The organism is Methylomonas sp. MgM2, assembly GCF_054172045.1.
In genome coordinates this window covers 71755-93074 of sequence record NZ_JBSYXO010000010.1, presented here as the reverse complement: position 1 = coordinate 93074, position 21320 = coordinate 71755, and the positions used below count along the sequence as shown (strand labels likewise).

The window sequence follows — 21320 nt, the reverse complement described above, 5'->3', positions numbered from 1 at the left end:
GGATGTTCAATATTCGCATTAGCGTTATGTGCATTCTGCGCGTACTGTATAATAATGGCATAGCGGCCGGTGAAATTATCAAGGCGTCGGCTTCCCGCAAAAAGATCAGCAAATCTAACAGAGTGGGCTTTAATGTTCAATAGGCGTCGTCTTCGGCGGCTTATTTAGGGGGGCTCTTTCGCATTTATTGACGGCGGGTAACGGAATTGTAATGTCGGCGGATTTTATAAGAGTAATGACTAGTTCGCAGAATTCTTTGATTTTAAAAGATATTTGATAAGCTTGGTTTAGGTTGAAAACGTGGCAATCATTTACATACTCCGGCCGGTGCCTTGTCGATGGACGCTATTGTAGTCGACAGAAATGACAGATATTTCGCCGGATGGCCAATAATGAAATTCGGTATTTGTGTGATTTTTGCCGCTATCGGGTTCGGTTCTGACGTATGGGCCGAAGCCGATGCAAATAAAGGCTTGCGTGAATTGAGCAAAATGCACGCAAAAATTAAGCGGATAGGTAATGATGTTAAACAACTGGCCGCGGAAAAGTCTGAGCAGGTGGACTCGCTACGCAAATTAGAGAAACAATATGGCGATCAGATCAACGCCTTGAATAAAGTAAAGGCCGAAATCGCTCAGCAAGAACAAATGTTGCAACAGGTCAGGAGCAAAATCGACGCTACCCGAATGAGCCTTCAGGCGGAGCAGCGCAATTTGGAGAGCTTAGTCAGGACGGCTTATGTGATGGGCGATAAGCGGGGACTGGATGTGTTGCTTAACCAGCACGATCCTGGCTTATCCGGGCGGATGTTGGTTTATTACAACTATATCGGTCAGGCAAGAGTTCGGAAATTGCAGTCAATAGAAGACAGCGTGCAAACCTTGAAGCGTCTTGAGTCGCAAAAGGATACCGAGACTCAATTGCTTCAGGTTTCTTTGGAAAAAAAGCAGCAAGAATTACAGGCTTTGAAGGAGCTTAAAGTTCAGCGTGAAAATTTGTTGGCGAAGCTTGATAAAGAATATGCGTCAAAAAAGATTCAATTAGCCGGATTAATCGAGGACGAGAAAAAATTAGAGGCTTTGGTGGTTTCTTTGCAGCGAGAGGGCGAAAAGTCCCGGCGACCCGTGCAACCGGAACAGGTTATAGAAACAAAACCGGCTTTTTCGAATCCAATCGCTCCACAAGAGCATCGAAAGGAACTCAAAGAGCGTAAACAGGAAGTTCGAACGGGAAAGGTTTTTGCCGAACTTCAAGGGCATCTGCCTTGGCCGGTAGCGGGTGCTGTCATCGAGCACTTCGGTAATCGACGGTTTGAGACGCGATGGGATGGAGCGGTAATCGGTGCAAAAGAGGGTGCCGATATTCGTGTAGTGGCGGATGGTCGTGTGGTTTTCGCCGATTGGTTACGTGGTTACGGATTAATGACGATAGTCGATCATGGTAAGGGCTACATGAGTTTATACGCCTTCAATCAAAGTTTGCATAAAAGGGTCGGCGAATATGTTAGAGCGGGTGAAATATTGGCTTCGGTTGGGCGTAGTGGTGGCCGGTCGCAAGCGGCGCTTTATTTTGGTATACGTGTAAAAGGCAGGGCGGTCGACCCGGAGAAATGGTGTCGTAAGTTGGGTAAGAGTTAAATTGAATAGGAAACGGGTTTTTGGAGTTTTAATACATATGCGGAAAAATACAAATATTTTGATCTTAATTCTGGGTTTTAGCTTAGGCGCGATGGTGAGCTTATGCACTAGCGTCTTGGCGGAAAAAGACTCCATGGTTTCCTCTTCTTCTGAAGACGCTCAAACGCTTCCGTTCGATGAGTTGCGGACATTTACCGAAATTTTTGGTCGCATCAAGCAGGACTATGTCGAGCCGGTTTCGGATAAAAAGTTGTTGGAAGATGCAATCCGAGGCATGCTGTCGGGATTGGATCCGCATTCCGCCTATTTGGCAAACGAAGAATATAAAGAGTTGCAGGAAGGCACCACCGGCCAGTTCGGTGGCTTAGGTATTGAAGTAGGCATGGAAAATGGCTTCGTTAAAGTCGTTTCCCCTATCGATGACACGCCGGCTTATAAGGCAGGGATTAAGGCCGGTGATTTGATCGTGAAACTCGACGATCAGCCTGTGAAAGGGATGTCCCTGGCCGACGCGGTAAAAATCATGCGGGGCGAGCCCGGGACGCAAATCGTCTTGACTGTTATTCGCGAAGGCGCCGATGCGCCTTTAAAATTTGAAATTACTCGCGATATCATTAAAGTCAAGAGCGTAAAAAGCCGTCTGCTGGAAAAAAATTACGGTTATGTCAGGATTAGCAGCTTTCAGTCCGGAACCGGAGAGGGCCTGGTCGACGCTATTGCAGACTTGAAAAAAGAAAACGACGCTCCGCTAAAAGGCATAGTACTGGATTTACGTAACAATCCCGGAGGGGTTCTTAATGCGGCGGTCGATGTCAGTGATGCATTTATTCAGTCCGGTTTGATAGTGTATACGGAAGGCCGAATTAAGAATTCCGAAATGCGGTTTAACGCTACGCCCGATGATTTAATCGATGGGGCGCCAATTGTTGTTTTGATCAATGGTGGGTCGGCCTCGGCCTCGGAAATTGTGGCCGGTGCGTTGCAGGATCACAAACGTGCCATCATTATGGGTGAAAAGTCGTTTGGTAAAGGCTCAGTGCAAACGATTTTGCCAACCAGCAATGGCGGTGCGGTTAAATTGACTACGGCGCGTTATTACACGCCGTCGGGCAGGTCTATTCAAGCAGAAGGTATTGAGCCGGACGTCACATTGGCGCGGGTTAAATTGGAGGCGTTGGCGAAGATCGAGTCTATCAAAGAAGCCGATTTGTCGGGACATTTAACGAACGGCAATACGACTGACGGTGAGTCAGACAACGGAAACAGCGAAGATAAAGAGGCGTCGGATAAAGATAAAGAAGCGTCCGGGCTTGAAGACGACATTAAGGATTACCCTTTACACGAAGCGCTTAATTTGCTGAAAGGCGTCAGCATTTTGGGAAGCCGGAACTAAGATATTGGACGTAAAAAACCGGTGGCCGGTATACCGGCCACCGGTTTTTTCATTTCCTGTGCTTTTATTAGGTGAGCGCTACCCGGCGTAGGATTTTGTTATTAGTTGATCGAGGGTTGGTAGCAAACTGAAAAATCGTTTAGAGCCGACAATACACGCTCTATATCTTTGGTTTCCGAAAGCTCAAAAGCGTCTACCCCGACCCGATGCAAATAAAATACTTGGTCGGTCATGTAATTCCCGACCGCACGTATTTCGCCATGATAACCATGTTTGCTTCTTATTAAAGAAGCCAGCGAAAACAGTCGTCCGTCGGCGAAAACCGGGAAGTCCAATTCGATAAGCTTGATCGCGTTAAAGTCTTCTTTGTTTAGTATATCGATATTGTCGCCCGGCATCAGTCTGACGCCTACTTGGCTTTCATGTTTCAAAAGCTGTTCCTTGTCTCGAGTCCACCGGTCGAGCGTAACGGTGATGTCGCCGTTCGCTAATGGGCTGTCATCGGCGATAAAGGTCCAGGTGTTTTCTGTTATTCGCTGATCTTTAATGATTGGCATAAACTTTTTCTCTAAAAGGTTCAAGGCCTACGCGTTTGACGGTTTGTAGAAATGGCTCCTCTTCCAGTCTTTGTTGAACGTAAACTTCGAGAATGTTCGTGATCGCTTTCGTGATTTCGTTTTTGGCTACGGATGGGCCTAAGCGCTCGCCGATCGCCGCTTCATTGTCCGATGAACCGCCTAGGGTAATTTGATACCATTCTTCGCCTTTTTTATCCACACCCAGGATCCCGATATGCCCTACGCTTTGGTGCGCACAGCCGTTCATGCAGCCTGACATGTTGATTTTTAGTTCGCCGATGTCATGAATGTAGTCCAGGTCGTCGAGTGCCGCATTGATTTCCTTGGCGATGCCAATCGAGCCTGCGTTGGCCAGGTTGCAGAAGTCCAGGCCCGGGCAGCATATTATGTCCGTGACGGTGCCGATATTCGGTGTGGCCAGCTTCAATGCATCGAGTTGTTGCCAAAGCGCATAAAGATCCGATTGTTTGACGTCGGCCAATACTAAATTTTGGCGATGGGTACTGCGGATTTCGCCGAAGCTGTACGTGTCGGCCAGTTGGGCCAATACATCCAACTGATCGGCGGTGATGTCGCCGGGTGGTGAGTCGGGGGCTTTGAGCGATACGAAAACGGCTTTATAACCCGGTACGCGATGCTCTACGCTGTTATATTTCGCCCATGTCGCAAACGCGTTATCGGTGGCTAGATGGTCCGGGAAGCTGGTGTCGTTGCTCGCAGAATGATCGTACGCAGGGGGAGAGAAATGAGTTTTCATTTCCGCTATGCGTTCGTCGGTCAGCAGCATGCCGTCACGAATGCGCAACCACTCATCTTCGACCAAGCCGATAAATTTTTCCAGTCCGGTTTCTTTTACCAAGATTTTTATGCGGGCTTTGTATTTATTGTCGCGCCTGCCTAGCAGGTTATATACGCGCAATATCGCTTCCAAATAGGACAGTAGATCCTTTTTCTCCAGAAACGGTTTAACGGTTTGGCCGATGATGGGAGTTCTGCCGAGGCCGCCGCCGGCCAGTACTCTAAAGCCGACTTCGCCGGCGCCGTTACGCACCAGATAAACGCCGATATCGTGTAGTTGCACCGCAGCGCGGTCCCGCTCCGAGCCGCTGACGGCGATTTTGAATTTGCGCGGCAAATAGGCGAATTCCGGATGTAGCGTGGTCCATTGGCGAATGATTTCGCAATATGGGCGTGGGTCTTCGATTTCATCCGTGCAGATTCCGGCCAAATGGTCTGATGTCGTATTCCGTAAGCAGTTACCGCTGGTTTGAATCGCATGCATTTGCACGGTGGACAGGTCCGCTAAAAGGTCCGGTACCCTTTCCAATGCCGGCCAGTTGAACTGTACGTTTTGCCGAGTGGTGAAGTGGCAATAGCCTCTATCATAGTCCCTCGCAACTTTGGCTAACATTCGCAGTTGTTTGGATGCGAGTAGCCCGTACGGAATGGCCACTCGAAGCATGGGGGCGTGAATCTGAACGTAGAGGCCGTTCATCAGCCTTAGCGCGCGGAACTCGTCTTCGCCGAGCTCGCCATTAAGGAAGCGCTTTGTTTGACCTCGGAACTGGGTAACGCGCTCTTCAATAAGTCTTTGATCTTGCTCGTTATATTGGTACATTTATTAAGGTTTTTTGCTTCGCGGAGAATTTTTACGTAGCCCTGAATAATATACTGGCAGGCATTAAATGACAAAGATTATTGTATGGTGATAACATGCTGCGCTGATTTTTAACCATGATATATAACAAATAAGACTTTTGAATAAAAAGGGGGTTATCTTGTTGCGCATACTGTTGATTTTGGCCGGTTTGCTGTTTTTGCCGGAACTGGCGATGGCCGAAGAGTTTAAAAACCTGGGGTTGACCGGGACAGAGCGGGGAATTTACACCGTTTTGATTTTCTTGGTTGCCTATGGTTTCGTGATGACAGAGGAGTTTACGCATCTGCGTAAATCCAAGCCGGTGATTTTTGCGGCTGCGGTTATTTGGGCGCACGTGGCAATCCTGGCTCAGGAAGCCGGTGTTCCGGGAGAAGAACTCCACAAGGCTTTCGAGCATGACTTGAAAGAATATGCGGAGTTGATGTTGTTCTTGTTGGTGGCTATGACGTATATCAATGCCATGGCGGAGCGTAATGTGTTTGAATCCTTGCGCTCCTGGATGATTAGGAAGCAGTTTGGCTATAAACAATTGTTTTGGATCACCGGTATTATTACCTTCTTTCTGTCGGCTGTTGCGGACAACCTAACGTCTGCGCTATTGGTGGGGGCTGTGGTGCTAGCCGTCGGCGCCGATAACGAAAAATTCGTTTCGGTCGGTTTCGTTAATTTGGTAATCGCCGCAAATGCTGGCGGCGCATTTTGTCCATTCGGCGATATTACAACCTTGATGGTATGGCAAGCGGGATATGCGGAGTTCTTTGATTTCTTTAGCCTGTTCATTCCGTCCGTTGTGAACTATGTCGTACCCGCATTTTTCATGTGGCAGGCCATTCCGGACGAGCAACCTAAGGCAACCGATGAAGCGGCTGTCGAAATGAAACCGGGCGCACTGGTTATTTGCGGTTTATTCGGGTTGACTATTGTCTCTGCGGTCAGTTTCAAGCAATTTTTGCATCTACCGCCATTTATGGGAATGATGCTGGGTTTATCGGTATTGATGCTGTACGGTTATAGCCTGCATGTGCGTTACAGCTTGCAAGGCAGCGGTTTCGACATATTCAATAAGGTCAGAGATGCCGAATGGGATACTTTACTGTTCTTTTTCGGCGTGGTGTTTGCTGTAGGCGGTTTGGGGTATATCGGTTATTTGGAATTGCTCTCCGCAGGTATGTACGATGGCCTGGGTGCTACCACCGCCAATATCCTAGTGGGCATCATTTCTGCGATTGTCGACAATATTCCTGTTATGTTTGCTGTACTGAATATGGGGGTGGACATGGATCTTTATCAGTGGCTGCTGGTGACCTTAACTGCAGGTGTCGGCGGTTCGATGTTGTCTATCGGCTCGGCTGCCGGTGTTGCTTTGATGGGGCAATCGAACCATAAATATACTTTTTTCAGTCACTTGAAATGGACACCTGTGATCGCGGCGGGTTATGTCGCCAGTATTTTTACTCATTACCTGATTAATCATTAATTTTCATCAGTTGCTTTCTATCTGAGGAGAAGGTGTTTGGCATTGACTCGCAATAGTTGGCGCCGCGCTTTCTCCGTTTATACCCGGCCGGAAGTGTTGGGTATGATTTTTTTAGGCTTTTCGGCCGGTCTTCCTTTTATTTTGGTTTCTTCGACTTTGTCCGCTTGGCTGGCGGACGAGCAGGTCAGTTTGTCGGTCATTGGATATTTCAGCTTGGTCGGCGTTGCCTATTCTATCAAGGTGTTTTGGGCTCCGGTTGTCGACCGTTTGCCTTTGCCATTGTTAACCAGATTGCTTGGTAAGCGGCGATCATGGATGTTGCTTTCTCAATTGGGTATCGCCTTCGGCCTCTGGGTAATGAGTCAAATATCCGTGACGACCGGATTGCAGCAAATCGCCTTATTGGCCGTTTGGATCGCGTTTTGTTCGGCAACTCAGGATATCGTTATCGATGCATATCGAATCGAGGCGGTTGCGGTGAAATTCCAAGGCGCGATGGCGGCGACATATGTTTTTGGTTATCGCGTGTCTTTACTGGTGGCAGGGGCTGGAGCGTTTTATATCGCCGAATATATGAACTGGCAAATCGCTTATCAGGCGATGGCTATATCGATGCTGGTAGGGATAATCTCGACGCTAACCGTTCGCGAGCCCAAACACGGTGTTGACCCGGTTGCAAGGCGGATTGAGAAAAAATTGGAGATGTCTCTAGATGCCGCGTCTGATGACGGATTATTCGCCGGTTTATTAACATGGTTTTTGGATGCGGTAGTCAGTCCATTTATCGAATTTTTTCAGCGTAATGGGCGTAGTGGCATATTGGTATTGGCGTTAATCGCACTCTATAAAATGAGCGACATCGCGATGGGGGTCATGGCGAATCCTTTTTATCTGGATTTGGGATTTAGTAAAAAGGAAATCGCCGATGTTACTAAAGTCTTTGGTTTCTTTATGACCATATTGGGCACTTCTTTGGGCGGGGTGTTTGTCGTAAAGTTTGGGATTATGCGTCCTTTATTGCTGGGAGCGATCGTAGTGGCCCTGACAAATTTGCTGTTCGCTTTTTTAGCTGTCGTCGAACCCAATATATATTTGTTGGCCGCAGTGGTAAGCGCGGATAATCTGTGCGGTGGTATAGCAGCTGCGGTATTTATCGCTTATTTATCCAGTTTAACCAATAGCGCGTACACTGCGACCCAGTATGCCTTGTTTAGTTCGTTAATGACGTTGCCGGCCAAGCTTGTCGGTGGTTTATCCGGCGAAATTGTTTCCGGATATGGATACGGCGTTTTTTTTGTATACGCTTCTCTAATCGGTGTGCCGGCAATAGTTTTGGTTGCTCTATTAATGAGAATTCAGTTTGAAAGTCGGCGGCGCGAGTCGAAAAGCAATATAGCGACTTGATGTATATCAGTTTTTTATTGCAGATTCACCAGCTTCACCGTATCATACGCAGTTCTCTACAATTATGATGTGGCCCAAACGGGTATGTGAGCGATATGAAACCAGAAATTCATCCAGAATATAAACAGATTACTGTTACTTGCGGTTGTGGAAATACCTTTCAAACAGGTTCCGTGTTAGGGCAGGATTTGCACATAGAGGTTTGTTCTTCATGCCATCCTTTTTATACGGGTAAGCAACGAGTGGTTGACACCTCAGGCCGAGTTGATAAGTTCCGTAAAAGATTCGGCAAATAAGCCTTTGTTCCGGCTCTCCTATAGCCGCCATTCCCGACGGCGGCTATAGGGTATGGCATTTGCTATCAAAAGCATGGCCGGAATGCTCGAAATAATAAGATCTACTTCGGTAATTTGTTTTGATGTTCTTAGGCGGGATCGCGTTCTGCTCGGCAATGATCCATTTGATGGCGCGTTAGGATCGGGATTGCGGAGCGCGGAATTTTGTCGGCGCAGTCGGGCTTCAATAAGGTTTCGTATTCCAGCTAACACATGACAGAAAATTTTGCTGCCGGATACCTCTGCGTGCCTGTTGCTGATTGGTCTTAGGGTGTTGGCATTGTTGCGGAAAACGATCAGATGGATCTCCCGCCTGCGCCGTCTGATGCTTTCGTCCTTGAACCGGAGGTTCAAGTGGAAACTGTGCCCAGTCAATCAGGCTTCCTGATGGATAACAGGCATGCACACCATGAAAGGTAATACGTTTCCGGGGTAATAACAGGTTCAGGAAACACCCAGCACTGCTCGAACGCCGCAGGAGATAGGGCTGGTATTATAAACTTAAATTAAGTTTTTTCTAAAATGTTTTCTATCTTGGTCCTTAAATCGCTTAATCGCTGGCAAAACTCCGGTCCGGCAGCATTGTTTTTAGTTTGACTTCCGTCGTAAGCCAGATTCAGTGCGGCCAGTACGGCGATACGTTCAGTACTTATCACTTTTCCGGTGTCGCGGATTTTGCGCATTTGTTTATCGAGTTCTTGTGCCGTGCGAATCAGTCCTTCTCGTTCCTCCACCGCGCAAGCGATTTTGTACTCCTTGTCTAAAATGTTGAGCGATACCGGTTGAATAGGCTTGCTCATGAATCGTGTTCCATGGCTTTGAGACGGGCAATCATCGCTTCGACGCGAGCTTTAGCCAGTGTGGTTTTTTCCAGTAATTTGGCTTTTTCCTTGACGAGAGCGTCTTGCTTGATTTTCAACGACTTGTTTTCGTTTTTCATTTGATTGTATTGCGAAATCAAAGTATCTAGTTTCGCTTCCAAAGCGGCTAATTCGGTTGACGGGTCTTTTTCTGATTCAGGCATGGCAGAGTGTTGGGAGATATACATTAAAATCATCCGAAATAGCGAACAATGTTAGCATAAGCGCCGGTTTTAAACAGCTTAAACACAGTGAAATAGTTGGGAAAATAATGTATCAGGCAATCAACGCAATTCTGGTGAATCGGGATGCCGATGCGGGAGTCGCAGAGGCTCACGGTATCGCAACGGGGATGTTAAGTGTCGAACTTAAGGCAGATGCAGCCAATTGGTTACGGGAACTGTTCGCGGAGGAGCACGCGCTGCAGGATGACGAAAAGGCGTCGTTGTTGAATTTGTTCGAACGCACGAGGGAATTACTCGACCCTGAATCCGAAGAATTCGCTTTTGATCTGTTTTTGCCGGATGAAGATGAATTGCTTAGCGATAGAGCGGAGGCATTGCGTTCATGGTGTCAGGGGTTTTTGTTCGGCGTGGGCTATGCGCCTGCTGCCGAATGGCCCGGCGATGTGGCGGAAGTGATGCGCGATATGGTAGAGCTGACTAAAATCGATAGCAATGTTGAAGGTGAAGCGAATGAAGCCGCTCTAGCCGAGATCCATGAGTACGTGCGTGTAGCCGTGTTGACTGTTCGGGATCTTCTTATTGAACAACAAAACGCGCAATCGCATTAAGGAGAGACAATGAAACAATCGGAATTCAAAAAAAGACGTGCGGCGCTGATGAAAAGAATCGGTAAAGGCAATATCGCAATTATCGCCAGCGCTCCGTTGCAAGTTCGAAACCGCGACGTGCATTACCCCTACAGGCAGGATAGCGATTTCTACTATTTGACCGGATTTAACGAGTCGGATTCGTTGGCGGTGTTTATCCCGGGGCGCGAACAAGGAGAGTATATATTGTTTTGCCGAGAGTTCGACGAGGCAAAAGCCCTATGGGAAGGCGCTCACGCCGGTTTGGACGGAGCAACCAGACATTATCAAGCCGATGATTCCTTTCCCATTGACGATCTAGACGAAATCTTGCCGGGCATGTTGGAAAACAAGGCCAAGGTGTTTTACCCAATGGGCAAGGATAGCGAGCTGGACCATAAATTACTGGAGTGGATCAATCACATTCGGCGGCAATCGCGCAGCGGCATCATGGCTCCGGGTGAGTTGGTTTCTTTGGAACATGTGCTGCACGAGATGCGCTTATTCAAAACGCCTGAGGAGATCAAATTGATGCGCAGGGCTGCAGAGGTGTCGGCTCGTGCTCACGTGCGCGCGATGAAGGCGTGTCGGCCCGGTATGTATGAATACCAGATCGAAGGCGAACTGGTGCATCAATTTGTGCAGGAAGGTTTACGGTATGTGGCTTATCAATCCATCGTAGCCGGGGGGAATAATGCCTGCGTGCTGCATTATACGGAGAATAAGGACAAGTTAAACAAAGGCGATTTGTTACTGATTGATGCCGGCGTCGAATGCGATCATTACGCCGCCGACATTACCCGTACATTTCCGGTATCGGGTAAATTTAGCGAGCCGCAAAAATGTTTGTATCAACTGGTGCTAGATGCTCAGGAAGCGGCGTTGGAACAGATTCGCCCCGGCGTGGCATGGAACAAAGCGCACGATGCATCGGTTGAGGTGCTTACCAAAGGCTTGGTGGAACTGGGCTTGCTGAAAGGGCGGGTCAAGAAGTTGATCAAGGATGAAAAATACAAACAGTTCTATATGCACAGAATAGGTCACTGGCTGGGGATGGACGTGCACGATGTCGGGGACTACAAAATCAAAGACGAATGGCGGCCGCTAGAGCCGGGAATGGTGCTGACCATTGAGCCGGGCCTTTATGTATCCGCCGATTGCGATGCGGTCGACAAACAATGGCGAGGTATCGGTATTCGCATCGAAGACGACGTCCTGGTAACCAAAGACGGCCACGAGATTTTAACTCATGGTGTGCCGAAGGCTATTGCGGATATCGAAGCATTGATGCAGGGTGATTAAATGCATAACCAATATGACTTAATGATCGTTGGAGCCGGTTTGGCGGGCAATTGCCTGGCGCTGGCGCTAAAGGACTCCGGCTTGAAGATTGTGATTGTCGAAGCCGCGAGTCGCGAGCAACTGCGCAATTCGCCGGCCGGCGACCGGGCCCTGGCCTTGGCCGCCGGAACGATTCAATTATTGGAGTCCCTCGGTGCGTGGGAGGGCGTAGCCGAAAAGGCTACGGCAATTAAACATATTCATATTTCCGATCGAGGACATTTCGGTAAAACCCGCTTGTCTGCAGCAGAACAAAATATCGATGCTTTGGGTTATGTGATTGCGGCCCGCGACATCGAAGAACATCTCGCCCACTTGGTCGATCAAACCGACGTGAAGCGTTTATATCAGACACGAGTCGCCGGTCTGGTGTCCGGACACGACGAGGTCAACGTTTGTTTGAAACAGGACTCTCAGTCGCGGAATTTTTCGGCGCGCTTATTGGTAGGAGCGGACGGCGGTCAGTCGACGGTCCGTAAGCTGTTGGATATCCCGCAGCAGGTGGTCGAGTACGGCCAGACTGCGCTAGTGACTTCGGTACAGTCTACCTTGCCGCATCGCAATACCGCTTTCGAGCGTTTTACCGAGCAAGGGCCGCTGGCTTTCTTGCCGGTTTCAGGCAAAAGATCGTCCGTGGTTTGGACTCGCAGCCGAGAGCAAGCCCAAGCCTTGATGGCAAGTGGTGACACCGAATTTTTGACGGAATTACAAGCGTGTTTCGGGCACCGTCTCGGCGCGCTGAAATTGGTAGCGCCGAGGCGAGCGTTTCCGCTAAGCTTGATTCGTGCCGAAAGCATGGTTTCCGGCCGAGTGGTCATTATCGGTAATGCAGTGCATCAATTGCATCCCGTCGCCGGACAAGGCTTTAATCTCGGAATTCGCGACGTGGCGAAATTGGCTGAACTGTTGATCCAACAGACCAATCGACAAGGCGATCCTGGGGCAAGCAGCCTGTTAAACGATTATGCGAGACAACGCTCTCGTGATCACAATATGACGATAAATTTTACCGACAAAGTTGTGCGTATTTTTTCTAATGATTGGTTACCGGTGGCGGCTCTGCGGAATACCGGTTTGGCAGTGTTGGATCATTTGCCGTTCGCCAAGCATATCTTAGCTAGGCATGCCATGGGTTTAGCGAATGCGTTGCCTACGCTCAATAAACAATAATGTTTTTATTCGGTTTCCCTGCACGTGCTTTTTGGCCGGCATTTATACGCTTGCGTTTGTTTATCAATTTCCTGTCTTAAAGAAATTTTGTTAGCCATAGCCTAAAGCGTAATCCCCATTCGCTGGTATAGCCGACACTGGTAAAGGCTATGTTGCCCCTGCTGTTAATAAAAAACAAAGCCGGTACCGATTGAACGCCATAGACTTGACCTATGTTGCCATTGTGGTCACTGATCACCGGCCAATTCAGCTTGTTTTTCGATAGATAGCTTGCAATCCGTTCGGCATCGCCCGATCGCTCCGCAACGGTCAAGCCCGGATAGTCTTTTAGAACCTCACTGATATTGTTTTGCATGCCGCGGCATACGCCGCACCATTCGGCCCAAAAATATAGCAAGGCCGGGCCTTGGCCGAGAATCGTCATGGATTGTTGGCCGTCGAGGGTGGTTTGTTCAATTCGAGGTGTTTGTCCCGTTATCATGCTGCCGCTTGCCATGAATTGAACAGCAACAATAAACAGAAGCGCAAAGATATAAAGCGCCAGCTTTCTTTGCATTACAAGCCTCGCATTAAACTGGAGCCGTGTTGCTTTAACCATTGTCTATGCTGAAGATAATCCGGTATATGTTCGGCTACCAATTGCCAAAAGTGCTTGGAGTGGTTTTTGTGCTTGATGTGGCATAGTTCATGTACAACGACGTATTCCAAAATATCGGGCGGCGCCAGCATCAGCAACCAGTTCAGGTTGATGTCGTTTTTTGGTCCGCAGCTGCCCCAACGGGTTTTCTGGGTCTTAATCCTTAGCTGGCGCGGTACCAATTGATATTTCACGCTGTGTTGTGCGATTAGTTGTGTGGCCTGTTGCCGAATCTGTTGCCTCATCCAGTTTTCTAATACGCGGCGGATGAGCTTAGAACTGTCGTCCTGATGTGATTCCGGTAAATAGATTACAAACTGCGGGTCGGGCTTTAAGTGTAGCCGCACGGTTTTTCCGGAAGCCGGTTTAATTGAAAGCGGAATTTGTTTGCCTTGATAGGGTACCTTCGCGCCATCTACATATCGGACGGGAGCCAACGACTCGCTTTGGCGGGCGCGCTGATTGATGCGTTTGACGGCCGCTCTAATCCAAGTTTGCTTTGCACTGACGAATGCTTTGATATGATGCTCGGAGACTTTTAGCGGAGCAACGACCTCAATTTTTTCGGCGGTAACCACGATGCGGGTTTTCTTGGCGCGTTCGCTGCGACGTAATTGATAGTGTAGAGGTGTTTCGCAATCGGTGCTTACTTCACCGGTCTGGAGTGTTGTTGCTTTGGGTTTATTCAACACGGCTTTCTGTTTCCTGATTAATCATATGAGTTGCCAACTGTTGCAGTGCATTTTGAATGTTGGCCTGTAAACGCGGGTCCATTGGGATTTCGGCCAAGGCCTTCCTCATGCATAACATCCATTGATCGCGCTCGGATTCGCCGATTTTAAAGGGGAAATGGCGCATACGGAGCATCGGGTGGCCGAATTCCTCGATGTACAAATTGGGGCCGCCGAGCCAGCCGGACAAAAATTTGAATAACTTGTCTTTTGCGGAGTCCAGGTCGGCTTGGTGCATTGCTCGGATGCCCCGGGCTTCGGGTAATATATCCATGTAAAAATAAAATCGATCGACTAAGCTGCGAATGGCCGATTCTCCGCCTATAAAATGATAGGGCGTTTGTGCTGACATAGGTATTTACGCTCTTTTCAGTAATTGTTGTTTATACTAATGCAATGAAATGCGATCTTGGAAACTCCATCAAGCTCGCAAGGTCTTATTTATTGTTTGTCCATTACCAGGAGGATGTATCTATGCGATTAACTACCACCGCTCGCTCGCAAGCCGGCATTTTAGAAACGAACAAGGTTCTTAAAAATACCTATTTATTGCTATCGATGACACTGCTGTTTAGTGCGGCAATGGCTGCCGTGGCGATGACGTTGAATCTGCCTCATCCCGGGTTGATTATTACATTGCTCGGTTATTTTGGCCTGTTGTTTTTAACCACAAAATTTAGTAACAGTGCTTGGGGTATCGTGTTTGTGTTCGGCTTGACCGGGTTCATGGGAATGACCTTAGGTCCGATTCTGAACATGTATATTCAAGCGTTCAGTAACGGCCACGAGCTCATTTTGACTGCTTTGGGCGGTACCGGCGTGATCTTTTTGGGTTTGTCGGCTTATGCGCTGACTACTCGCAAGGATTTCAGTTTCATGGCTGGGTTTTTGATGGTCGGCGTGTTGGTGGCGTTTTTTGCCGGCTTGGCTGCAATCGTGTTTTCGGTGCCGGCGCTAACTTTGGCTGTTTCCGCGATGTTTATTTTGCTGATGTCCGGCATGATTCTGTACCAAACCAGTGAAATTATCCATGGCGGCGAAACCAATTACATCCTGGCGACGGTGTCTCTCTATGTGTCGCTATATAATTTGTTTACCAGCTTATTGCAATTGCTAGGCGTTTTTGGTGGTGATGATTAGGTTGTAGAGGGAAGTAAAAAAGCCCGGTTTAACCGGGCTTTTTTAGGTAAGGCAAAAATTCAAACTTTAAGCATCGTGTAAAATTTCAATTTTTACTTTAGTCAGTCCGGCACGAATAAACCCAAGTTTCTTAGCCGCTTTCTTCGATAAATCGATTAGGCGCTTATTGGATTTATGCATCCTGTCATTAACTTTAACAATCACGCTGTGATTGTTTTTCAGGTTGGTTACGCGTAACCGTGTGCCCAACGGTAGAGTGTTATGGGCGGCGGTCATGCCGTTCTTATCATAAGCTTCACCACTCGTTGTGGTGCGACCATGATATTTGTCGTTGTAGTACGAGGCAGTACCTGCGCTACGAACCGGTGTGGGATCTTGCTTTTCTGCTTTTGCAAGGCTCACGGAATAAAAGGACATTAACGAAATTGAAAGTATGGCTTTGATTAGCCATCGGCTCTTTCGGCGTTCCATCCCTTACCTCCTTACGTTAAGTAGTTGATAAAAGGCAACTCAGGGTAACCCAGCAAAAATCGATTTGCAAGCTTTTCGTGGTTTTTGAGCAAAACGTGTTGCCGCTTTACTACAAAAAATCTGGCGGGAGACGGTTAAGATTTCAGGGTTGACGCTGTTTGTAGCGTATTGCCGGATTGAACATTAATTTTTAATGAAATCGGCGATTGTTGTAATCAAAGGTAAGCAAATTACCGAGACTGTTGCGGTCAACTAACAAAATAAGCCTTACGTGCGGACAAATAGCGGCTAGGCGTACCTTTAGCCATTTTTGGCGCAAGCACCGGAAAAGGGCGTGGTTTAAATTAGTAAAGACCCGCGCCGGTACGAACGGGTGAAGAGTGCTGTATCTCGCTACAGAAACCATGTGCTCAGCCAAGGCACATAGGTGATGATGAAGACGGCAAGCAAGAGTATCAACATGAAGGGTAAGGTTGACAGATAAAGTTCGGTTATGGATTTTTCGAAGCGATAACTGGCAATAAACAGATTCATACCCACGGGTGGGGTTAAATAACCGATCTGCATGTTTGCCAGAAAAATAATGCCTAAATGTATTGGATGTATGTCGTAACTGACAGCGATCGGCACAATCAGCGGCACCACAATTACCAAAGCGGAAAAAATGTCTAGGATTGCGCCTAGTACCAATAAAAACAGATTCAGCAGCAGTAAAAACTCAACTTTGTTGTCGATGTGGCCTTTCACCCACTCGAACAGGCGCATGGGCACCTCGGCGTCAATCAAAAAATTGGTGAAAGCCATCGAAACGCCTAGTATCAGCAAAATACCGCCAAGCATTTGCATGGCTTCGCTGACAATCCTGGTTAAATCGGAAAAACGGATTTCCTGATAGATAAACACTTCTACTATCAATACGTAGAGTGCGGTTGCCGCGGCAACTTCGGATATCGCCAAGTAACCGCCGAAAATTCCGCCGATGATGAAGAAAGGCAGCGGCAATTCCCACGCGATGGCTTTGACGGAGGCGATAGCTTCATGCCGGGTAAATTCCACTTTATCCAGTTTGACTTTACGGTTGGCCCACAATGCCCAAATGATCAGTAGTACGATCATGATTAGGCTGGGCAGTAAGCCGGCAATGAATAATTGCGGTAAAGTAAATTTTTCGCCGATATCGAGCTGCTGAACGATGATACCGTACAAAATCAACGGTACCGAAGGCGGTAACAGCAAGCCCAGACTGCCGGATGTGGTGACCAAGCCCAGACTGAAGCGGGATTCGTATCCTTCTTTGATCAAGACCGGTAGCAGCAGCGCCCCTAACGCGATAATGGTCACGCCCGAGGCGCCGGTAAACGCAGTAAAGGCGGCGCAAGTCAATAGCGAAATGACTGCTAAGCCGAACGGCATCCAGCCGAACCAGGCGCGAGTAAGGCGAAGTAAGCGTTCCGACGTGTCGCTCTCCGATAATAGATAACCGGATAGGGTGAACAGCGGCAGCGCGACGAGAAGCGGGGTATTGGCGATCCGGTACAATTCCGCACTTATGATCGATAAGTCAATTTCGGTGCTGTAGAAACCCAGCATGGTCGCGGCCAGGATTACCGCGAATAGCGGCATACCCAGCAACAGCAGTAATACGAGTAGGATAGTTAGAAAAAGCGTCATTGGTTCAGGCCGGATGACTCCCGCTTCAAGAAGGCGGCAATGCTGTAGCGGATAGCGATCACTGCGAATGCGATGGGGATGATGGTCTCGCACCACCAGGTGGGAATGTCTGCAAATGCAACACCGCCGAAATCGTATTCCTGTAGGACGAAATCAAAGCTAAACCACGCGGTAACAAAACAGATCAAACCCGTCACGGCGTCCGTCACGCGTTGAATTTTTTGCTTCCATCGTATTGGAACTCTGCGCATTAAGATGTCGATGGCAATATGGTTACGTTGACGACTAGCTATCATTGCGCCCACCATTGCTATCCATAACACACTGATGCGAGTGTATGCATCCGCCCAAATCAAACCGCCTTCAAAGACGTTGCGCATCAATACTTGGATTACCGCTATGACGATTAAGGATATCAATAGCGATAGCAGCAACAGTGTTTCAGCTTTTAACAGGGCCTGATGCAGTTTGTGTAGGAACGTCATTTCATTCAGCGGGTTGCCTGGGCTCTGATTTCGTTAAGATACTCGTGCAATTTTTTGGTCTTCTCGGGGCTTAAGCCCGCGGATCTTTCGAACTGGTCATTGGTTGCGATTATTTTGTTTTTGAATTCCTCGGCCGCTTCGGGAGTGGGTTTGACGAATTCAATTCCTTGATTTTTTAATGCAGCAATGGCGTCTTGATTGTCCTGGCGGCTGCGCAGATCAATTTCTTTGGTAACGCGAGCCATTACATCGCGAACAACTTGTTGGTCCGGTGCGGCGATTTTGTCGAAAGCCGATTTGTCGATGAAAAGCACACCGAACAGATACAACATGGGCAAATCGGTGACATAGCGGATTTTGCTATGCCATTGTAAGGCCAGAGCGCCGATTGGTGAACCGAACACTACATTGATCATGCCGGTTTGTAATCCCATCAGCACATCGCGTAGCGGTAATGGAATCGGCGAAATGTCGAACGCTTGTAAAGCGCTGACCGCAAGCTGATTGTCGTCCGGGGCCCAGGCTTTTTGGATGCGCATGTCCGCTAATGTACGTATGGGTACAGTCGACATCAAATAAGCGAAGCCGAATTCGGCGAAACCAAGCGGGACCATGCCTTGTTGTTCCAAGCCTTGCATTAGCTCGACATCCATTTTTTGGCGTACGTAATCGACTTCGCGCTCGTTTTGGAACAGCAATATCAGATTATAGAGCTGAATATCGGAGTAAACGCCGTTAAGGGCTCCGCTGGTGACCGCCGCCCCTTGCAGCTGGTGCAGACGAATCTTGCGCAATACGGTGGCATCGTCGCCCATGACGCCGCCGGGATAAAATTTCAAGTTGACGCGTCCTTTCGTTTGTTTTTCGATCTCATCCGCGCCCGAACGCATTTTTTGCATCCAGAACGAACCGTCCGGCGAAAGCGCGGCAATTTTTAGGGTCACGGCGCTTGCGCCGGGCGAGGTCAGCAATAGCAGGGCGATGGCAAGGTATTTTTGTAGTGTTCGTTTCATGATTGCGTTATTGTTATTAGAAATAGTCGTTGGCACTATCGAGTAACTGTTGGGCTTGCTGTTGCGCCAAAGTATTGATCAATGTCAAATCGGGCGCGGTTGCTTTAGAGTTTAGGGCAGTTTTTAACAGATTGTCATGCAATTCCCGATCAAATACCATGCGGGCGTAATGTTTTGCGTAGAGCACCCGCGTCATCAGATTGTCAGGCGCCAAGTCAATCGCTCGTTGGAAATGTTGCCGGGCTAAATCGGGCTTACCGCCTAAGGATGCGGGGAGCAGGCTTTCCATGACGGCCATATACACATGGGCCGAGCCTTGTTTATAACTTTCGTCTAATTCCAATATCCTTTGCATAATCAGTTTGACTTGGGCCAGTTGTGCGATAGCATTCCAGTCGCTTTTATTGGCTTGTATCCAGCCAGCCCATGCAGTGCCGAGGCTAAATAAAGCGTCGATATCGTCATGGTCGGTTTGCTGCAACATGGCTTTGACCTCATCGAAAGTTTTTTGCTGCACATCGCACCAATTCGAGCGGTACAAGCAAACGCCTTTTGACGCAATGTCCAGACTTCTTTGACTGAGGCGCTGTTTGCGGGTTTGTTCGTCCGGTAACAGGCCGATATATGCGCCGTACAAGTCGGCTGTCGATAACAAACGCCACTCGTTGTCGTCGTCTATTATCGAAGCCTCTTGCATCAGTAAGTAGGCCGGCAAAGCCTCGGCGACCGTTTCCGGATCATTGTGGTTGAGCACGGCCGTTTTGAGGCGGTCAGAAAAATCTTCGGTCGCCGATCTGACGAAATAACCGCAAGCGTTCAGACTCGACAACATACACAGTAATAATAACGCTTGCGGTCCGCTGCGCTTAGTAGTGGACGCCAATTTAACGGATTTCATCGAGCATTTTCTCCAAGCGTTCGCAGTAAGCTTTAATGATTTTGATGCGAGCATAATTTTTATCGTTGGCCTCTATCAATAACCAAGGCGATTTACCGGTACTGGTGCGGGCGATCATTTCGTTGACGGCTTTTTGGTAATCATCCCATTTCTCCCTGTTTCGGTAATCCTCTTCGGTAATCTTAAATTGTTTAAAACTGATTTGCTCACGACTTTTAAAGCGTGTCATTTGTTCGTCGCGATCGATATGTAACCAGAATTTTAGTATGATAATGCCGTGAGCCAACAAGGCTTCTTCAAAATTGACGATTTCCGAGTAAGCCCGTCGCCACTCGCTGATTTTGGCCAAACTTTCGACGCGCTCGACCAGTACTCTGCCATACCAGCTTCGATCGTAAATCGTAATTTGTCCCGCCCGCGGGATATGACGCCAAAAACGCCACAAGTAATGGTGTGCCCGCTCTTCATCGGTGGGAGCCGCAACGGGGATGATCTGATACTGGCGTGCGTCCATGGCCTCCGTCAGGCGGCGGATCGCACCGCCTTTGCCCGCGGCGTCCCAGCCTTCGAACACCAGTATGCTGGAGCGTTTTGCCGTCCAGGCGTGACGGGTCAGTTCGTTTAACTGGCCCTGGTATTTTTCCAGCTGTTTTTTATAGTCGGACTTGTTGAGTTTCAGGCTTAAATCCAAAGCGTCCAACAGGTTGTATTGTTCGACTTGGCTATTGAGAGCCAATTCTCTGCCATGGTTTGTGGCGACCGCCTCGTTATATTGCTGAATATGATGTTCTATGCACTCCAATATGTGCTGAGCCACGGTCAAACTGCTATATCGGATATCCGAGCCTTCGACGATTAGCCAGGGAGCATGGGCCTTGCTGGTTTCAGCGAGCACCTGTTCCGCGACACCGATGAATGCGTCATACATACCCAAGTGTTGTCTGTCTTTATCGGTGACGCGCCATTTAGTGGCCGGATTCTTGGAGAGCGCTTTCAAACGCTTTATTTGAGCTTCCTTTTTCAAATGCAACCAACATTTAATGATCAACGCGTTGTCGTCGGCTAGCAACTGTTCCAACCGATTAATCTGCGTTAATTCGGCTTGTAAGTCGGCGTCGGCAATTTTTTGATGTACCCGTCGCGCAATCGGGTCGCTATACCAGGAGCCGACATATAAACCTATGGTGCCTTTAGCCGGCAGTGTACGCCAAAATCGCCAAAATTTCGGCCGCTCTCGTTCCTCGTCGGTGGGTTCGCCCAAGGCGATGGTGCGCATGTAACGAGCGTCCAGCCATTCATTCAAGCGTTTGATTACTTCGCCTTTGCCGCCGCCATCCACGCCGGAAATAATAATAATGACCGGAAAGGGATAGTGTTTGAGCTGCTCCTGAACGGTTAGTAGTTGAGTGCGCAATTGGGCGGATTTTTCTTTGTATACCGACTTTACGACGGCGTGGCCTAGTTCAGCGACTTCAAACACGTTGGAAACTCCTTATTTGTTTGTACCCACACTTTACCGAAGATAACGCTTTAAAACACGCTTTGAAATAATGTTTTGACACAAAACAAAATTAAGTGTAAAAAATGTCCCGTCGACCAAAAACAATA

22 protein-coding genes and 1 other RNA gene are annotated in these 21320 nt (G+C 48.3%); 9 read left to right on the top strand and 14 right to left on the bottom strand.

Annotated features, from left to right (window positions below; translation table 11 throughout):
- Window positions 1–392 precede the first annotated feature (392 nt).
- Window positions 393–1637 (top strand): murein hydrolase activator EnvC family protein, encoded by a 1245-nt coding sequence (locus ACW73I_RS09955; protein ID WP_458029136.1) that lies wholly within the window; start codon window positions 393–395, stop codon window positions 1635–1637.
- A 37-nt stretch (window positions 1638–1674) separates the two neighbouring features.
- On the top strand, window positions 1675–3030 hold the full coding sequence (locus ACW73I_RS09950; protein ID WP_458029135.1) for a S41 family peptidase: 1356 nt from the start codon (window positions 1675–1677) through the stop codon (window positions 3028–3030).
- A gap of 101 nt (window positions 3031–3131) precedes the next feature.
- Here ACW73I_RS09950 and ACW73I_RS09945 read toward each other — a convergent pair whose 3' ends face one another.
- Together ACW73I_RS09945 and ACW73I_RS09940 are read right to left on the bottom strand one after the other, a co-directional pair.
- Complete coding sequence (locus ACW73I_RS09945; RefSeq protein WP_458029134.1) at window positions 3132–3587, bottom strand: DUF934 domain-containing protein; 456 nt, start codon at window positions 3585–3587, stop codon at window positions 3132–3134.
- Window positions 3574–5226, bottom strand: a complete 1653-nt coding sequence (locus ACW73I_RS09940) for a nitrite/sulfite reductase (RefSeq protein WP_458029132.1) — start codon at window positions 5224–5226, stop codon at window positions 3574–3576. The genes ACW73I_RS09945 and ACW73I_RS09940 overlap by 14 nt, the downstream gene beginning before the upstream one ends.
- Window positions 5227–5440: 214 nt before the next feature.
- On the opposite strand from ACW73I_RS09940, the gene nhaD reads away from it, so the two are divergent.
- The 3 genes from nhaD to rpmE all read left to right on the top strand — a co-directional run bounded on the left by nhaD (window position 5441) and on the right by rpmE (window position 8445).
- Window positions 5441–6745, top strand: a complete 1305-nt coding sequence (nhaD, locus tag ACW73I_RS09935; RefSeq protein ID WP_458029191.1) for a sodium:proton antiporter NhaD — start codon at window positions 5441–5443, stop codon at window positions 6743–6745.
- A gap of 36 nt (window positions 6746–6781) precedes the next feature.
- Window positions 6782–8149, top strand: coding sequence for an AmpG family muropeptide MFS transporter (locus ACW73I_RS09930; protein ID WP_458029130.1), 1368 nt, complete (start codon window positions 6782–6784; stop codon window positions 8147–8149).
- 95 nt (window positions 8150–8244) lie between these two features.
- Entirely contained in the window at window positions 8245–8445 is a 201-nt protein-coding gene (gene rpmE / locus ACW73I_RS09925; RefSeq protein WP_458029129.1) for a 50S ribosomal protein L31, read from the top strand.
- Between the two features lie 341 nt (window positions 8446–8786).
- Here rpmE and ssrS read toward each other — a convergent pair.
- From ssrS to ACW73I_RS09910, 3 genes are all read right to left on the bottom strand, one after another.
- Window positions 8787–8968, bottom strand: a non-coding RNA gene (gene ssrS, locus ACW73I_RS09920) — 6S RNA.
- Window positions 8969–8990: 22 nt separating this feature from the next.
- Window positions 8991–9284, bottom strand: a complete 294-nt coding sequence (locus ACW73I_RS09915; protein ID WP_458029128.1) for a cell division protein ZapA — start codon at window positions 9282–9284, stop codon at window positions 8991–8993.
- Window positions 9281–9508 (bottom strand): TIGR02449 family protein, encoded by a 228-nt coding sequence (locus ACW73I_RS09910; RefSeq protein ID WP_458029190.1) that lies wholly within the window; start codon window positions 9506–9508, stop codon window positions 9281–9283. Before ACW73I_RS09910 ends, ACW73I_RS09915 begins: the two co-directional genes overlap by 4 nt.
- A 107-nt stretch (window positions 9509–9615) precedes the next feature.
- On the opposite strand from ACW73I_RS09910, the gene ACW73I_RS09905 reads away from it, so the two are divergent.
- Genes ACW73I_RS09905 through ubiH form a run of 3 tightly spaced genes read left to right on the top strand, consistent with a single transcriptional unit; the run spans window position 9616 to window position 12666 of the window.
- The gene (locus tag ACW73I_RS09905; RefSeq protein WP_458029127.1) at window positions 9616–10137 is read left to right on the top strand and encodes a UPF0149 family protein; all 522 of its coding nucleotides are present in this window, start codon (window positions 9616–9618) and stop codon (window positions 10135–10137) included.
- Between the two features lie 9 nt (window positions 10138–10146).
- Window positions 10147–11457, top strand: coding sequence for a Xaa-Pro aminopeptidase (gene pepP, locus ACW73I_RS09900; RefSeq protein ID WP_458029126.1), 1311 nt, complete (start codon window positions 10147–10149; stop codon window positions 11455–11457).
- On the top strand, window positions 11458–12666 hold the full coding sequence (gene ubiH / locus ACW73I_RS09895) for a 2-octaprenyl-6-methoxyphenyl hydroxylase (protein ID WP_458029125.1): 1209 nt from the start codon (window positions 11458–11460) through the stop codon (window positions 12664–12666).
- A 76-nt stretch (window positions 12667–12742) separates the two neighbouring features.
- On the opposite strand, the gene ACW73I_RS09890 is transcribed toward ubiH, so the two are convergent.
- The 3 genes from ACW73I_RS09890 to ACW73I_RS09880 are packed head-to-tail and all read right to left on the bottom strand — an operon-like array spanning window position 12743 to window position 14386.
- Window positions 12743–13222, bottom strand: a complete 480-nt coding sequence (locus ACW73I_RS09890) for a protein disulfide oxidoreductase (protein WP_458029124.1) — start codon at window positions 13220–13222, stop codon at window positions 12743–12745.
- Window positions 13222–13995: a M48 family metallopeptidase gene (locus ACW73I_RS09885; protein WP_458029123.1), complete on the bottom strand. Its 774-nt coding sequence runs from the start codon at window positions 13993–13995 to the stop codon at window positions 13222–13224. Before ACW73I_RS09885 ends, ACW73I_RS09890 begins: the two co-directional genes overlap by 1 nt.
- Window positions 13985–14386 (bottom strand): group II truncated hemoglobin, encoded by a 402-nt coding sequence (locus tag ACW73I_RS09880; protein ID WP_458029122.1) that lies wholly within the window; start codon window positions 14384–14386, stop codon window positions 13985–13987. Before ACW73I_RS09880 ends, ACW73I_RS09885 begins: the two co-directional genes overlap by 11 nt.
- Before the next feature lie 122 nt (window positions 14387–14508).
- Between ACW73I_RS09880 and ACW73I_RS09875 the strand changes: the two genes are divergently transcribed.
- Complete coding sequence (locus ACW73I_RS09875; protein WP_458029121.1) at window positions 14509–15174, top strand: Bax inhibitor-1/YccA family protein; 666 nt, start codon at window positions 14509–14511, stop codon at window positions 15172–15174.
- Between the two features lie 66 nt (window positions 15175–15240).
- Here ACW73I_RS09875 and ACW73I_RS09870 read toward each other — a convergent pair whose 3' ends face one another.
- The 6 genes from ACW73I_RS09870 to pap form a co-directional block, all read right to left on the bottom strand.
- Window positions 15241–15645: a septal ring lytic transglycosylase RlpA family protein gene (locus ACW73I_RS09870; protein WP_458029120.1), complete on the bottom strand. Its 405-nt coding sequence runs from the start codon at window positions 15643–15645 to the stop codon at window positions 15241–15243.
- A 393-nt stretch (window positions 15646–16038) separates the two neighbouring features.
- On the bottom strand, window positions 16039–17316 hold the full coding sequence (locus ACW73I_RS09865; RefSeq protein ID WP_458029119.1) for a TRAP transporter large permease: 1278 nt from the start codon (window positions 17314–17316) through the stop codon (window positions 16039–16041).
- Window positions 17313–17801 carry a TRAP transporter small permease gene (locus ACW73I_RS09860; protein ID WP_458029117.1) on the bottom strand — a complete coding sequence of 163 codons (489 nt, stop codon included), beginning with the start codon at window positions 17799–17801 and terminating at the stop codon, window positions 17313–17315. The genes ACW73I_RS09865 and ACW73I_RS09860 overlap by 4 nt, the downstream gene beginning before the upstream one ends.
- A 5-nt stretch (window positions 17802–17806) precedes the next feature.
- Window positions 17807–18814 (bottom strand): TRAP transporter substrate-binding protein, encoded by a 1008-nt coding sequence (locus ACW73I_RS09855; RefSeq protein ID WP_458029116.1) that lies wholly within the window; start codon window positions 18812–18814, stop codon window positions 17807–17809.
- Between the two features lie 16 nt (window positions 18815–18830).
- Window positions 18831–19712, bottom strand: coding sequence for a TRAP transporter TatT component family protein (locus ACW73I_RS09850; RefSeq protein ID WP_458029115.1), 882 nt, complete (start codon window positions 19710–19712; stop codon window positions 18831–18833).
- Window positions 19699–21192, bottom strand: coding sequence for a polyphosphate:AMP phosphotransferase (pap, locus tag ACW73I_RS09845; RefSeq protein ID WP_458029114.1), 1494 nt, complete (start codon window positions 21190–21192; stop codon window positions 19699–19701). The genes ACW73I_RS09850 and pap overlap by 14 nt, the downstream gene beginning before the upstream one ends.
- Between the last annotated feature and the right edge of the window lie 128 nt (window positions 21193–21320).

Coding starts and splice junctions, on each gene's coding strand:
- rpmE (WP_458029129.1), top strand. CDS start 8,245: ATGAAACCAGAAATTCATCCAGAATATAAACAGATTACTGTTACTTGC.
- ACW73I_RS09850 (WP_458029115.1), bottom strand. CDS start 19,712: ATGAAATCCGTTAAATTGGCGTCCACTACTAAGCGCAGCGGACCGCAA.
- ACW73I_RS09905 (WP_458029127.1), top strand. CDS start 9,616: ATGTATCAGGCAATCAACGCAATTCTGGTGAATCGGGATGCCGATGCG.
- ACW73I_RS09860 (WP_458029117.1), bottom strand. CDS start 17,801: ATGACGTTCCTACACAAACTGCATCAGGCCCTGTTAAAAGCTGAAACA.
- ACW73I_RS09875 (WP_458029121.1), top strand. CDS start 14,509: ATGCGATTAACTACCACCGCTCGCTCGCAAGCCGGCATTTTAGAAACG.
- ACW73I_RS09865 (WP_458029119.1), bottom strand. CDS start 17,316: ATGACGCTTTTTCTAACTATCCTACTCGTATTACTGCTGTTGCTGGGT.
- pepP (WP_458029126.1), top strand. CDS start 10,147: ATGAAACAATCGGAATTCAAAAAAAGACGTGCGGCGCTGATGAAAAGA.
- ACW73I_RS09890 (WP_458029124.1), bottom strand. CDS start 13,222: ATGCAAAGAAAGCTGGCGCTTTATATCTTTGCGCTTCTGTTTATTGTT.
- ACW73I_RS09855 (WP_458029116.1), bottom strand. CDS start 18,814: ATGAAACGAACACTACAAAAATACCTTGCCATCGCCCTGCTATTGCTG.
- ACW73I_RS09945 (WP_458029134.1), bottom strand. CDS start 3,587: ATGCCAATCATTAAAGATCAGCGAATAACAGAAAACACCTGGACCTTT.
- nhaD (WP_458029191.1), top strand. CDS start 5,441: ATGGCCGAAGAGTTTAAAAACCTGGGGTTGACCGGGACAGAGCGGGGA.
- ACW73I_RS09955 (WP_458029136.1), top strand. CDS start 393: ATGAAATTCGGTATTTGTGTGATTTTTGCCGCTATCGGGTTCGGTTCT.
- ACW73I_RS09910 (WP_458029190.1), bottom strand. CDS start 9,508: ATGCCTGAATCAGAAAAAGACCCGTCAACCGAATTAGCCGCTTTGGAA.
- ACW73I_RS09915 (WP_458029128.1), bottom strand. CDS start 9,284: ATGAGCAAGCCTATTCAACCGGTATCGCTCAACATTTTAGACAAGGAG.
- ACW73I_RS09880 (WP_458029122.1), bottom strand. CDS start 14,386: ATGTCAGCACAAACGCCCTATCATTTTATAGGCGGAGAATCGGCCATT.
- ACW73I_RS09940 (WP_458029132.1), bottom strand. CDS start 5,226: ATGTACCAATATAACGAGCAAGATCAAAGACTTATTGAAGAGCGCGTT.
- ACW73I_RS09870 (WP_458029120.1), bottom strand. CDS start 15,645: ATGGAACGCCGAAAGAGCCGATGGCTAATCAAAGCCATACTTTCAATT.
- ubiH (WP_458029125.1), top strand. CDS start 11,458: ATGCATAACCAATATGACTTAATGATCGTTGGAGCCGGTTTGGCGGGC.
- ACW73I_RS09950 (WP_458029135.1), top strand. CDS start 1,675: ATGCGGAAAAATACAAATATTTTGATCTTAATTCTGGGTTTTAGCTTA.